At 42.1% G+C, this 14,262-nt stretch carries 10 protein-coding genes and 1 tRNA gene; 1 reads left to right on the top strand and 10 read right to left on the bottom strand.

Annotation, left to right across the window (positions count from 1 at the left end; genetic code table 11):
* Positions 1-438: 438 nt before the first annotated feature.
* The 7 genes from BW716_RS31070 to BW716_RS31040 form a co-directional block, all read right to left on the bottom strand.
* Positions 439-1,323 carry a glycerophosphodiester phosphodiesterase family protein gene (locus BW716_RS31070; RefSeq protein WP_083729945.1) on the bottom strand — a complete coding sequence of 295 codons (885 nt, stop codon included), beginning with the start codon at positions 1,321-1,323 and terminating at the stop codon, positions 439-441.
* Positions 1,324-1,327: 4 nt separating this feature from the next.
* Positions 1,328-2,725, bottom strand: coding sequence for a RagB/SusD family nutrient uptake outer membrane protein (locus BW716_RS31065; protein WP_083729944.1), 1,398 nt, complete (start codon positions 2,723-2,725; stop codon positions 1,328-1,330).
* A 9-nt stretch (positions 2,726-2,734) separates the two neighbouring features.
* Positions 2,735-5,854 carry a TonB-dependent receptor gene (locus BW716_RS31060; protein ID WP_179091354.1) on the bottom strand — a complete coding sequence of 1,040 codons (3,120 nt, stop codon included), beginning with the start codon at positions 5,852-5,854 and terminating at the stop codon, positions 2,735-2,737.
* 128 nt (positions 5,855-5,982) lie between these two features.
* Complete coding sequence (locus BW716_RS31055) at positions 5,983-6,990, bottom strand: FecR family protein (RefSeq protein WP_083729942.1); 1,008 nt, start codon at positions 6,988-6,990, stop codon at positions 5,983-5,985.
* Positions 6,991-7,053: 63 nt separating this feature from the next.
* On the bottom strand, positions 7,054-7,653 hold the full coding sequence (locus BW716_RS31050) for an RNA polymerase sigma factor (RefSeq protein ID WP_179091353.1): 600 nt from the start codon (positions 7,651-7,653) through the stop codon (positions 7,054-7,056).
* Between the two features lie 199 nt (positions 7,654-7,852).
* The gene (tkt, locus tag BW716_RS31045; protein ID WP_083729940.1) at positions 7,853-9,874 is read right to left on the bottom strand and encodes a transketolase; all 2,022 of its coding nucleotides are present in this window, start codon (positions 9,872-9,874) and stop codon (positions 7,853-7,855) included.
* 65 nt (positions 9,875-9,939) lie between these two features.
* Positions 9,940-10,608, bottom strand: coding sequence for an FAD-binding oxidoreductase (locus tag BW716_RS31040; protein WP_083729948.1), 669 nt, complete (start codon positions 10,606-10,608; stop codon positions 9,940-9,942).
* A gap of 224 nt (positions 10,609-10,832) precedes the next feature.
* On the opposite strand from BW716_RS31040, the gene BW716_RS31035 reads away from it, so the two are divergent.
* Positions 10,833-11,312, top strand: coding sequence for a DUF4157 domain-containing protein (locus tag BW716_RS31035; RefSeq protein WP_083729939.1), 480 nt, complete (start codon positions 10,833-10,835; stop codon positions 11,310-11,312).
* Between the two features lie 141 nt (positions 11,313-11,453).
* Here BW716_RS31035 and BW716_RS31030 read toward each other — a convergent pair whose 3' ends face one another.
* From BW716_RS31030 to BW716_RS31020, 3 genes are all read right to left on the bottom strand, one after another.
* The gene (locus BW716_RS31030; RefSeq protein WP_083729938.1) at positions 11,454-12,413 is read right to left on the bottom strand and encodes a hypothetical protein; all 960 of its coding nucleotides are present in this window, start codon (positions 12,411-12,413) and stop codon (positions 11,454-11,456) included.
* A 136-nt stretch (positions 12,414-12,549) separates the two neighbouring features.
* On the bottom strand, positions 12,550-13,896 hold the full coding sequence (locus BW716_RS31025) for a sulfatase-like hydrolase/transferase (protein ID WP_083729947.1): 1,347 nt from the start codon (positions 13,894-13,896) through the stop codon (positions 12,550-12,552).
* A gap of 171 nt (positions 13,897-14,067) precedes the next feature.
* A tRNA-Gly gene (locus tag BW716_RS31020) sits at positions 14,068-14,140 on the bottom strand.
* Between the last annotated feature and the right edge of the window lie 122 nt (positions 14,141-14,262).

Raw genomic sequence — 14,262 nt, 5'->3', positions numbered from 1 at the left:
AAAGTGTAAACAACTTCATAGAATTATTGTATGTTTAATTGAAGTAAAGACCAGGATCCGACCCAACATTGATACTGTAGCGTAGAATTTGTTCGGCGAAATTTTTAAAAGTTTGTTTGTCGCCTATACTGTGTCCTACTTACTGAGAGAAGATTTATGGACGTGTTGATTGTAGTGTAACCCTCAAGCCATGAGGCCTGGTATAGAATTTACGTGCATTTTCTGCACTTTTTTTATACAATTTTATGATTATCTTTTTAATTTACCTCCATAAGGTTCTCACAAAATTAAAATTGGAAATACATAACAATGAATTTATAATTAAATAATGTAGAAAGCCTCAGACGAGGGGTCTGAGGCTTTCTATCAAAACAAAGGTATATCTGTAATGATGGAGGAATAAAGAGATTTTCAACTAATAGTTGGATAATTCGAAGATTACTTATGTAGTCCCTTTTTTCTTAAATAGGCGAGTAATAAAGCAGGTCTGTCTGTTTGAATAATATTAAAGCCTTTATCCAGCAGCCATTGCCAGCTATCTTTTATATTGCCATCATCAAAAGCCATATCATCGTAATGACCGCCATTCAGGCTAGGCCATAAGGCATTTACCCATAATCTTGATTGTTTGATTTCTTTCAGATGGGATAAAACAGCAGAAGTATCTCTTTTAAATAGCAATTCAAAAGCGGTTGGTTTTATCTGTGTTATTGCGTCGTGGATGGTGTTGAATGCTTCTGCATCATCCAGTGATACAATAGACATGTAATATATCTTTTTCAATACAGCAGCGTAATCATCTTTCACTTTAGCTGCCAGTGCATCTCCTTTAAAAATAGCTTGTTCAACAGTACCTGTTTTTTCAAGTACTACATAACATTCATTGATATACCTGTAAGATTTATCCAGGTTCACCATTACTTTTCCTTTTACAGCCAGCATTGCTTCTTCCAGTGTAGGAATCCTGTGTTGAGTAGGAACACCGCATCCGTTTCTTAAATACAGTTTCTTCAGGGAGTCGAGTGTAAAATCTCCCACTTTTCCCTTACCGGTAGTGGTTCTGTCTATTTTCTCATCGTGCATAATGATTAGCTGACCATCTGCGGTTTTCTGTACATCTAATTCTACTATATCCACGCCTATTGCGATGGCCAGTTTAATAGCTGCAACAGAATTCTCCGGAGCATCGCGCCAGTCTCCTCTATGAGCGGCTACCAGTACTTCTTTCCCTGCCGGGTTCTTAAATTCACTGATAATAGCATTCACCTGTGACTTGCCCGACAGTGCAGATAACAATAATAAAAAAGTGAGCAGTTGTTTCATATGATTAATTATAACCTTCATTTTGTTTCACTGTAGGATCTGTGTTTATTTGTCCCTGTGGTACAGGCATTAAAAGATTATGTGCGTCAATCGTGGTCAGTATGCCATTATCACTAAACCATTTATTCATTACTGCTATGGCAGTACCTGTGCGTACCAGATCGAACCAGCGTTGCCCTTCTCCTACCAGTTCAAGTCTTCTTTCCAGGTCTATGGTGCTCCTTACATCGACCTGCGTGAGAGCATTGGTGGCAGTAAGGCCCGCCCTTGTTCTGATGGAGTCCAGATAAGAGATAGCGGCAGCGGTTTTCTCCAGTTCATTCTCTGTTTCTGCCAGCATCAGCAATACATCGGCATAGCGTAATACAACCACATCACTGCCTCCATCTGTAATAACAGTCACTGGCAAAGAAAGTTTTTTACAATAAGGTACTCCTGAAGCAGTAACATCAATATATGTTCCTTTTCTTTTATCAGTAGCGGTATATAGATTGTATAAACTTTTTGTTGGCAGATTGTGTCCTTTTGCTCCTGACTGAGTACCGGAAGGGCTAAACTGCTGAAACATCGTACTTCCTTCGGTATTTCCATTTATCCCCGATGCAAACTGCACTGCAAATATAATCTCTGCATTGTTCTCATTACTGATACTGAAAACATCTGCCGGATTTGTTATCAGGTGGTGTTTACCTGAGTTAACGACTGCCATCAGCACTGTTTCCGCATTGGTATATTCTTTCAGTGTCAGGTATACTTTCCCCAGTAATGACTGTGCAGCCGTTTTGATTACTTTCCCTGGCTGTGTGGAAGAAACCGGCAGTTCATCAATTGCTTCTGTAAGATCTTTTTTTATCTGAATATATACATCTGCTGCCGGAGTGCGACCCTGTCCGAAATATACATTAGGATCTGTTGTTTCTTTCAGTGCTAAAGGTACATTTCCATATAATCTTACCAGGTTAAAATAGAGCAATGCACGAATGAACTTCATTTCTCCTTTACGGGCTTCTTTAGTAGCAGGTATTGCATATGGAATATTATCAATACGGTTCAGTACTACATTAGCCTTCTGGATAGCCTTGTAAGAGTCCTGCCAGGCAGCCGTAATAATAGCATTGGAAGGGATCAGGGTAAACTGGTCCAATTGTCCGTAAATACCATCATCATTGGCAGGTACTTCATCAAAAGTATTATCAGAAGGGATCTCTGTAAGCGCAGGCATATACAGGCCATATAACCCGTTGAACTGTAAGTTGGCATATACTGCATTCACATACTCCTCTACCTCTGTTTCGGTACTTAGAAAACTTCCTGACTCTTTGTCAGTAGAAGGGTTCTGAAATAATTCCTTCGTACAGGAACTGCATAAGAACAATAATATAATAAAGCTGATCTTCTTCATGATAAGTAATTAAAAGGTGACGTTAAAGCCTGCGATGAATGATTTTGCTACAGGATAATTGGCCATTGACAATCCATTAGTTAATACATTGTCTGTAGACGTTGCATCCGGATTGTAGCCTCTGAAATCGGTAATAGTGAATAGATTGTTGGCGGTAACATATACTCTTACAGCAGACATTTTTACCCTGTAAGTCCATGCTGCCGGCAGGTTATATGCCAGCTGAATATTGCGCAGTCGCAGATAATCTGCTTTCTTAAAGAACATATTGGATGCGCGTGTCAACTTCCTGTTGCTGGATAAATTACCAAGATTAGGCTGGGCTAAGAATCCGTTAGGATTATCAACAGGATGATAACGGTTATCATAATAATATTTACTAGGTACAGAAAATCCTTCTCCTGCTTCATCAAACAAAGCTATCTGCCTGTCATATATCTTTCTACCCTGAACTCCCTGAAAAGCAACACTCAATTCAAGTCCCTTATAAGAGAAATTATTTGAGAACCCATAGGTGAATTTAGGATTGTAGGTACCAAACCCCATACGGTCATTTGTATCAATCTTGCCATCATGATTAATATCTTCCACTTTATAGTCTCCTGTAAGTGTGCCTGTCATGTGAGGGGTGTTATCGATATCTGCCTGTGTCTTATACACGCCCGTTACTTTATATCCATATAATTCAGCTATTGGTCCGCCTACTCTTGTAAGGAAATTACTTTCAGCGCCTGAAATAATCTGTTGCTGACCTGGCGCCAATGCCATTACTTCATTCCTGTTAGTAGCAAGGTTTCCGCTAAAGCTCCATTTTACCGGTCCCAGGCCTATCTCTGTGCCAGATAACTCCACTTCAAAACCTGAGTTTTTAACCTTCCCAAGGTTTTGTATAGAGTTACTGAAGCCGGAAGCATCTGGAACGGGTACATTCAGCAGCAGATCTTTTGTAATAGCACTATAATAGTCTGCTGTAATATTAAAATGATTCCATAAGCCCAGATCAATACCCAGGTTGGTGGATGTCTTTGTTTCCCAGGATAGATTAGGATTGGGAGTAGTAGTGGCTGCAAACCCAGCTCCGAGTGTATTACCGTATACGTAATTAGAAGCGTTTACAAGTGCTTTTGAGCTGTATGATCCTATCTGGTTATTACCGGATTGCCCATATGTAGCACGCAGTTTGGTAAAGGTCAGTACATTTGATTGCGGGAAAAATCGTTCCCTACTCAATATCCAGCCTGCTGTTACAGAGGGGAAATTTCCCCATTTTCTGTCATCACCAAAACGGGAAGAACCATCCCTTCTTATTGTGGCAGATAAAAGGTATTTATCCCGGTAAGCATACTGTGCGCGGGCCAGGTAGGAAATCTGTACCCATGTATAACGGGTTGCGACTGCCGTAAATGCACTAGCACCTCCTATGTTAGTAATATTATTATCTGCAATACCTGAACCTGTTACAATGGTAGTTGATCCTGTTTCTTTCTGGAAAGTATAACCTGCCAGTACATCCAGGTTATGAGATCCCCAGCCTTTTGAATAATTCAGTGTATTTTCCCAGAGGTAATTCACATTCATGTTTCTTGTCTCTATCGCACTTGCTGGTTTAGGTGCAGCACCTCTGTATTGTCCTATATCGGAGGGATTATAAAAGTCGAACAGATTACTGACAACATCTGCACCCACCATTGTTTTTAGTTTCAGCCCATCCAGTAATTTATATGAAAGATATCCATTACCAAATGTTCTGAAAAAATCTCTCTTATTCTTAATCTTTGTAGCCAGTGCTACTGCATTTTCTCCCAATGCACCATCTTCAGGTGTATTGGCGATAATCTGTTTACTAATAGCTAATGATCCGTCTGCATTACGCGGACTGAAAAACGGATACATAATGTAGATATCAGCTATCGGATCATTAGACCAGTTAGTGTTATTATCAAAGTAATTTTGTGAATTCCAGGAAGGATTGATGCTTACCCCCATATCAAAACGGTCAGATAATTTAGTATCCAGTTTGATGGTACCACTATAGCGTTTTAATCCGTTACTGATTACAATTCCCTGCTGATTTAAATAATTACCCGCCACATAATAATTTGTCTTTGAAGATCCACCGGAGATAGCCAGGTTGTAACTGCTCATCTGCGCATCTCTGAATACCTCATCCTGCCAGTTAGTATTAGTAAGCCCTGGTTGTTTTGCCAGGTAGGGATCCAGGTAATTCAGGCGTAGTTCCCGCAAACTACCACCTTTTGCAATACGTGTAGCCCTGTCGTCGTTAATGCTTCTGTTAGCCGGATTTTTTGACACATATCCCCAGTCTCTTGCCTCTGTAAAAAAGGTAGCCGCTTCATAAGCATCTGCATATTTAACACGATCTGCTCTTTGCTGTGTACCGGCATATACATCCAATGATACTTTAAACTGATCTGCTTTTCCTTTTTTTGTTGTTACTAAGATCACGCCGTTAGCGGCCCTGGAACCATAGATGGCAGCGGAAGCAGGATCTTTCAGGATATCTACTGATTCAATATCCTGTGGATTGATGGAATTAAAAGAAGATCCTTCTGATAATGGAAATCCATCTACTACTATTAACGGACTTCTTCCTGCCGTTAATGTACCTATACCACGGATTACTATCTGGGGATCTGTACCTGGTTGTGCGGATGCATCATTGATAACTACACCAGCCGCCTTACCTGCCAGTTGCTGCGCAAAGCTACTCCCGTTATATCTACTGAGTTCTTTCGACTTCACTTGAGAGATAGCGCCGGTTACTCTAGCCCTTGATTGTTGCCCGTAACCAATCACCACTACATCTCCCAATGCTTTTGTAGCAATACTCATTCTTACCAGTAAGGAGTTATTATCACTGTCATTGATCAGATAAGCATTGGAAATATATTTTGCATACCCAACAGCAGTGAAAATAAAATCGTATTTACTACCTACTGTTAAATGATCAAATGTATAAATCCCTTTCTCATTGGTCATAGTAGCTTTGATATCCTTACTGCCGGTTTCATTCATCTGAACAGTAACGCCAGGCATACTCTCTCCTTTTTCATTCACCACCATTCCCTTGATCCTGGCAGTTTGCTGTGCCTGTACGCTAAGACTCATTAATAATAGACAGAGTGTTATAAAATGTCGAAAAAACCTGTGATGTTGCATTTTTTTCTTTTATAATTTTGACAATAGGTATTCTGTTCCGCCCATGAAGCGGTTACAGTATGCTTATAAATCCGGATTTACTGTGGTTTGCTGATGATTATTTTCCTTCCCTCTTTACTGAATGTAAGATCATTCATATTGCATATGGCTGCTAATACCACCTGCAGGGAGTCTGACTTTTCAAATTTTCCTGTGAATGACAATCCTTCTATTGCTGCAGTATCTAAATCAAACTGTACATGATAATAGCTGCCCAGTTGAGCAAATACCTCCTGCAACTTCGATTTATTAAATGACATGATAATGATATGCTCTCTTGCATGTACGTCTTTGGGCAGTATCGTATTATCAACATGAAATTGTTTCAGTACCGTGTTAACAACGAATTCCTGTCCTGGTGTTAAATACATTTCTTTCATTACAAGATCACTGCCCCTTGCGGCCTTTACAACTACCTTTCCTTCCAGTAGCTTTACTAACAGTTTATCCGGCTGTGAAGTACTTACAGAAAAAACTGTTCCTAAAGCTGTAGTAGTAAATCCTTTCGCGGTAACACTGAAAGGACGTTTATTATCTTTTGCTACTTTAAACAACGCAGTTCCCTCTAACAATATATTACGTTCCAGGCTATCAAATAATGGATAATAGCGAAGTGTACTGCCTGGTTGTAACTGCACTTCAGTACCATCTGATAGTGAGAGTGCCTTCATATGTCTGCCGGTATTACTGTACTTCAATAATTGCGCTACAGATGCTGTCTGCTTCACGGGCAAATGAGTATCCCTATTTACATAAAAGAATCCCCATCCTGCTATAATAATAATCATCGCCGCTGCTGCCCAACGGCTCCACATAGTTATAATGCCTACCTTCTTAGGGACTATCAGGTGCTCACGTATTCCCTGTAATACTCTTTCTCCTGCCGGCTCACTTAGCAGTTCTTCATGATTGTCGGTATATGCCTGCTCCATATATTCTTTCCACGCAGTTTCATCACTGTTCATATACTCGAACAATTGTTTTTTTTCTACGGCGGTAAGCTTACCTGCCCAGAATCTTTCTATTAGATGTTGGATATCTTCCATTCAATAGTAAATACTCCCGGAGAGGATAAAAGGGGATGATTCTAATGTTACCAGATTGTTAACTCAGTAATTTTCGAGGAAAATAATCAGCAGGGATAAGGAAGTAAGACTTCTGGCGGTAGTATATTCGTCCTGTACATAACTTTTAATAAAACGTGTGGACTGTTTCAGGTAGTCTTTTACAGATGGCACTGAGATACCTACTATTTCTGCTACTTCTTCATAGGGCCTGCCTTCCAGGCGGCATAAACGAAATACTTCTTTCTTACGGGCGGGTAAATGGTTGATGGCATCTTCTACTATAGAAAGCTGTAAATTGTAAAGCTCATCATCATCCTGTTCCTCCTGCGGAAGGTTTTCAGGATATTCATCCAGTATTATAGCCGATTTTAATTGCTGTTTAAGATAAGTAGCTGCCTTATTATAACTCACCACAAAAAGCCATCCCCCTGCAGATTTATCCTGATGAATCTTTTCCCGGTTCTGCCAGAGAGCCAGGAATACTTCCTGTAAGATATCTTCTGCTGCTGCCGGCTGCTTTATCATCTTATATATATTCGCATATACAGCCTGCTTGTACTGATGATACAATATTTCAAAAGCAGCAAAACTTCCGCTGGCAAGATCATGGAGTAAAGATATTTCTGTTTTGGCCCCATCCATATACTGCAAAAGTACAGATTGGAATATAGGTTGTAAGTTATGAAATTGTAAATTTATATTACATCCGGGCCTTCCCATATTTCACAATGTGTAAGCTGACGCTTTACGATTTTGAAAAAAAGGCGGAGGTGAAGTATGTGGTTAAATAAATTAAGGGAAGGCAGCCATGAGGCGCCTTCCCTTTTTCATATGCTTGCCATTAACCGATCAGTTTCTTTGCTTCAGCGACCACATTCTCAACAGAGAATCCCAGTTCTTTCAGCACTTCTTCTCCCGGTCCGGATTCACCAAAGCGATTGATGCCTAACACTTTTCCTTCCGTACCCACGTATTTATCCCATCCAAAAGGTGTGAGGGCTTCGATAGATATTCTTTTTACTAATTTTTTAGGCAGTACACTTTCTTTGTAAGCGGCATCCTGTTCTTCGAACAGTTCCCATGAAGGCATGCTTACAACTCTGCTGCTTATACCTTCTTTACTGAGTTGTTCCTGAGCAGCCAGTGCCAGAGACACTTCAGAGCCGGTAGCGATCAAAATCAGTTGTAATTCCTCCCCATTATCCTGCAGTACATAAGCGCCTTTCTTCACATTTTCGGCAGAAGGGAATTTTGACTGATCCAATACCGGTAATTTCTGACGGCTTAAGATCAGCGCAACAGGGCCTTCTTTTCTTTCCAGTGCCAGTCGCCATGCCTGTACCGTTTCATTCGCGTCACCGGGACGGATAGTCACGAGATTGGGCACTACACGCAGTGCAGCTACCTGTTCGACAGGCTGGTGGGTAGGACCATCTTCACCAAGGCCAACGCTGTCGTGGGTGAAAACATAAATGACAGGTGCTTTTGTTAAAGCAGCTAAACGAATGGAGCCTTTCATATAATCGGAGAAGGTGAGGAAGGTACCGCCATATACACGAACACCTTTGTGTGCCGCCATTCCGTTCAGGATAGATCCCATTCCATGTTCACGAACACCAAACCAGATGTTTGTTTCCTCATAATGATCAGGCTGGAAACTCAGTTTTGAATCCAGCGGCATGTCATTGGAAGAAGCAAGGTCGGCACTACCTCCAAAAATGTAAGGAATGACCTTTTTTAAGGCCAGCAGCGCCTTGCCATGCGCCTGGCGGGTAGCCAATGCGCCGTCTTTTTCTGTGAACACAGGCAGGCTCTTTTGCCATCCTTCCGGTAATTCATCATGGGAGCTTAACCCCAGTTCTTTTCCTTCGGCAGGGAAAGCGGCTTTATATGCATCGAATTGTTTGTTCCATTCCTGTTGGAGTTTTGCTCCTTCTTTAGTGCGGAGCAGCATGTGCTCTTTTACTTCGGCAGGCACATAGAATTGTTTGTCGGGGTCTGCGCCATAGAACTCTTTTGTTTTGCGCACGTTTTCTTCGCCCATGGCGCTACCATGTACTTTATTGGAATCTGCCAGCGGGCTACCATAACCAATGATAGTACGTACGGCGATGATAGAAGGTTTGTCAGTGACCTGTTGTGCTTTTTGCACAGCAGCTTCGATGGCATTCAGGTCATTTCCATCTTCAACGATTTGCACATGCCAGTCGTATGCTTCATATCTTTTCAGCACATCTTCGGTGAAGGCGAGGCTGGTAGGACCATCCAGTGAGATCTTGTTATCATCATACAGACATATGAGCTTGCCTAATTTCAGGTGGCCTGCCAGAGAGGAAGCTTCAGAGGCCACCCCTTCCATCATATCACCATCGCTGGCGATTACGTAGGTAAAGTGATCTATAATTTTATGATCAGGCCGGTTATACTTAGCGGCGAGGTGTGCTTCGGCCATCGCAATACCGATGGCATTGCCGAGGCCTTGTCCTAATGGACCTGTGGTCACTTCAATACCAGGGGTAAGCATGCTTTCAGGGTGACCGGGTGTTTTAGAACCGATCTGTCTGAAATGTTTCAGGTCATCGAGCGAAAGGTCATAGCCGGTGAGGTGAAGCATGCTGTATAATAAAGCAGAACCATGTCCTGCAGAGAGTACAAATCTATCCCTGTTAAACCATTTCGGGTCACTGGAATTGTAACGCATGATACGGTTAAATAATACATACGCCATAGGTGCGGCGCCTAATGGCAGGCCGGGGTGGCCGGAATTGGCTTTTTGAACAGCATCAATGGATAAAAAGCGAATGGTATTAACAGAAAGAGCGTCTATGGAGGTAGACTTTACTGTTGCTGAAGTGTCAGTCATAAAATTAATTAATTGTGAGTGAGTGTATGTGTAGTTTATCTACAGGTTGGTAAAAAAGGGCGTCATTATTTTTCAAATACGACGGCATCTGTCTGGGCGCCCAGTTCTTCCAGTGCGGCACTGATGTCTTTTACCATCTGGTCAGGACCGCATACATAAAAGTGTTTATTGAAATCTTTGATCTGTTCTTTTAAGTAGCTGGCGTCTATCTTCCTGTTGTCAAAGCCATCTTTCTTTTCTTTCGTCAGGGTGTGACGGATGTTTTTGCCAAGGATCTGGTTCAGCTCTGATTCATAAATGATATCAGCGGCTGTTTTGTTCGAAAAGAAAAGATAATTATCGGTTATTTTTTGATCCTTGTACAGTTGTCGCAGGATGGCGATGAAAGGAGTGATACCAGCACCACCGGCGATAAAGTAACCGGGACCTTTGTAGGAGATAGCGCCCCATACATCGTGTATATTAATTGTGTCTCCTGGTTTTAGCTCATGCAGGCGTTTTGTGACACCATCATGATCCGGATATCCCTTAATGGTGAATTCCAGGTAGGGTGCTTCGTTCAGTGCAGTGAAGGTGAACGGTCGGCGTTCTTCTTCCCAGCCGGGGATGGAAAGGGAGATCTCAGTAGCTTGTCCCGGGACGAAGTTGTATCCTGTGGGCTTTTCCAGTCTGAAGCATTTTACATCGTGTGTAACATCGAGGATTTCGATGATCTTAACGGCATGTGATTCCATAATTCCTATTTGGGGAATTGGCAGCATATAGGATGCCACAAATTCATTAACAATAGATTATACAAGAAATTGGTTGGAAATTACAACAAATGGGTTCTTTCGCACTGATCAGTAATGTTTTTATTAAATTAGTAATTTTTTTTGAAGTGAAGAATACCCTATAGTAGTATATGTTATTATGGAATTCAGAGAATTTTTAGTACATTACTTTACATTCTTTTTATATGGCATACGAACCTCAAATAACGCATCACAATCCTACTGTTACAGAAGATCGCCAGGGTTCATCTGGTATATCCCGCGAGGCGGTGCAGCCTTTTCAGCTAAAAGAAAATAATACTGGTTTACCCGATAACCTGAAGGCAGGGGTAGAAAATCTATCTGGTATTTCTATGGATGATGTGAATGTGCATTATAACTCTTCAGAGCCTGCACAGTTGCAGGCCCATGCTTATGCACAGGGAACTGATATTCATATTGCACCCGGGCAGGAAAGGCATTTGCCACATGAGGCGTGGCATGTAGCACAGCAGAAGCAGGGCAGGGTAGAGGCTACCATGCAGATGAAGGCTGGGGTGCCGGTGAATGATGATGCGGGGTTGGAAGAAGAGGCTGATAAGATGGGGGCTGAGGCGATGCAGTTTAAGTTGGAGGATGAAGCGGATAAGGCGATGCAATTTAAATTGGAGGAGGAGAAGGAGTAAATGCACCAAGGGAGTATTGATGCATTTATGGTATTGATGGTTGTAGCTTTTGTGTGAAAGGTTGTGGCTTTAGCCTTTGTGTGACAGGCTTTCAGTTTTTATATAATAATCTGGTATCCGGCTAATATGCGTTCATGGTAATTACGCTTTCAGCTTCTGTACAATAATCTGGTACTTCGCTACTTTCTTTCCGGGCATAATGTGTGCCTCACAACTCTTCATCGTAATCTTCACCTGGAAGGTATCATCTCCGAACGTCAGCATAGGCGTACTACTTCCGGGTTTCAATTCCAGTGTCTGTGCATTGTGATCATTCTTATCCACCGTTACTGAAATAGCACCTGTCTGCTCATTGATACTATTTATCTTCACTGCAATCCCTTCAATGATCTCACTTGTATTACCCAGTGCAGTATATCGATCCAGGTCATATACAATTTCATAATTCTTTTCAGCAGCAGGTAGGGACGTAGGCGGATGGATCATGCGTTCCTGGGCATACTTCTCCGCATTCAGTTTGATATTTGCAAACCTGTTGAGTTGTAATTGCCTGGTCGAAACACTGTCTCTCAACTGTTCCTGTTGTACCTGTAGTTTTACGATCTTTTCATTATTCCCTTCTGACTTCGTTTTGGAGAGGGTATTGATCTTTACTTCCAGGTCCTGCTGCACCTGTTTAAAGCTATCTACCTTGATAGACGCCACCGCAACAGAATCTTTGTACCTGCCGATAGAATCAGTGATCAACTGGATCTTTCCCTGAAAATAACGTCTTAGTGAATCCCATCGCTGTTGCATATCAGCATCGGTGGTGGCGATAGACAGTACTTCGAACATCTCGGCGATCTTGTCGTATTTACCGAGAGAGTCGGAGGTATACAGGTTATTGTATTGAGTGATGTAGGAGTTCAGGTATTCATTCTCCGTTTGGCGGGAAGAGATCTTTAGCTCATAGCCTTTATAAATACAGGTGGTGATAATGCCGGCTACTCCGATGATGAAGGTGCCCAGGAAGAATTTCCAGAAGTCGTAGCGGAACTCTTTAATTTTGATAATAGCCTCCTCAGAGAGAGGTGTGGTGTTCTCTTTAGTTGTTAGCATAGGGATATTAAATAGGAAGCAAAGGTACAGATATTAGATATTATTTGTATTTAATTAGGTAAGGCAATGATTTAATATGGAAGGTAGTTTGGATAGTGCCTGTGCGAAAACATAACAGTCTGTACGAATATGATCATTACTGTTGTTCTACTTCTTTGATCCATGCATCGTACTTCGCTTGCAGGCTACGTACAATTTCAGGATGTTGTGCCGCCACATTGGTCGTTTCTGAACTGTCTGTCTTCATATTCACCAGCATCAGCTTTTCATTTTCTTTCCCCTGAAAGGGGCTATGCAGCAGTTTCCAGTCGCCTTCTCTCACTGCCCATTGAGGATCGGTTTTGGTTCCCTGGCTTTGCCAGAAGAAGATTTTATGAGGGGAATTCTGATTTGCGCCTGCGATGACCTTTACGATGCTCAGACCATCTAATTTATTGGATGGCAATGTAAGATGACAGTATTCTGCCAGTGTAGGGAACCAGTCAATGTTTGCAGCAAACTGATTACGTACCGTATTTACAGGTATATGCCCCGGCCAGCTGATGATAGCCGGCACCCGCACGCCACCTTCAAATACACTGAATTTTGAACCTCTGTAAGGTCCTGCATATCCACCACCACCAAAGGTGCGATCTTCCTGCGAATGCCCCTGATCTGACTGGAATACAATGATGGTATTCTCTCTCAGTCCAAGGTCATCTACTTTTTTCAACAACAGGCCGATTTTTTCATCCATGGTAGAGATGGAAGCGGCATACATCCTTCTTGGATTGGAGAGGTCTTTGTAGTATTCCAGCCATTTGGTTTCTCCCTGCAAAGGGTAGTGTGGCATATTGATGGCGAAGTACATAAAGAATGGGGTGTTCTTGTTGTCTTCGAGGAATTTACCTGCTTCGGCCACCATCAGGTCAGGGAAGTATTGCCCCGGTTCCCATATCTCCGTACCATTGCGCCACAGGTCATGTCTATTCGGCCCATTCCAGTAAAAGTAATGAGAGTAGCTATCGATGCAACCACCCATAAACCCGAACGAATAATCGAATCCCTGTTGATTCGGCATGCTTTCAGTGGCATACCCCAGGTGCCATTTACCGATATGCGCGGTTTTATATCCCCCTTTTTTAAACAATTCTGCCATGGTAAACTGGCTACCCGGCATGCCTTCTTCGCCATGGCTACTGCTGGCATTGCCAGCCAGACCTGCCCGTTGAGGATAACGGCCGGTCAACAGCGAAGCACGTGATGGTGAACAAATAGGAGAGGCGGAATAAAAGCTGGTGAAACGGGTGCCTGTGGCAGCGAGTGCATCCAGGTTGGGGGTGGCAAGATCTTTTGCACCGTAAATATTCAGGTCCAATGTACCCTGATCATCAGTGTAAATGACAATGACATTTGGGTGTGTTTTGTCCTGACTTTTTGCACCTTGCGCCAGGCCGCAAAGTGTCATTAATACGAAGGCACTTTTTATCAGGTTTTTCTTCATAATCGCAATGTTAGAAAACATTCCCGCATATGCAAGTGGGTTAACAATTGTTTACATTTATTAGCAAAAATTGCATTGTTGGTATGTACCGTGATAAACAACGGGAAATTTCTGACAGGTGCCTAAATGAAAAAAGGGTATATCGAATTATCGATACACCCTTTATTTTTGAGCGGAAGACCGGGCTCGAACCGGCCACCCCGACCTTGGCAAGGTCGTGCTCTACCAAATGAGCTACTTCCGCGTTTGTTTTATACCACCGGCTTTTTCCGTTGGGACGGCAAAGATATGTAATTAATTTTATAAAAAACAAATTTCGTATAAAAAATGTCATCAATAATATTGATGAATTAGTTCGGGCAGTTT

It is taken from the genome of [Flexibacter] sp. ATCC 35208 (genome assembly GCF_001975825.1).
In the GTDB taxonomy this organism is placed as follows: Bacteria; Bacteroidota; Bacteroidia; order Chitinophagales; family Chitinophagaceae; genus Chitinophaga.
This window is presented reverse-complemented; position numbering and strand designations above follow the sequence as displayed.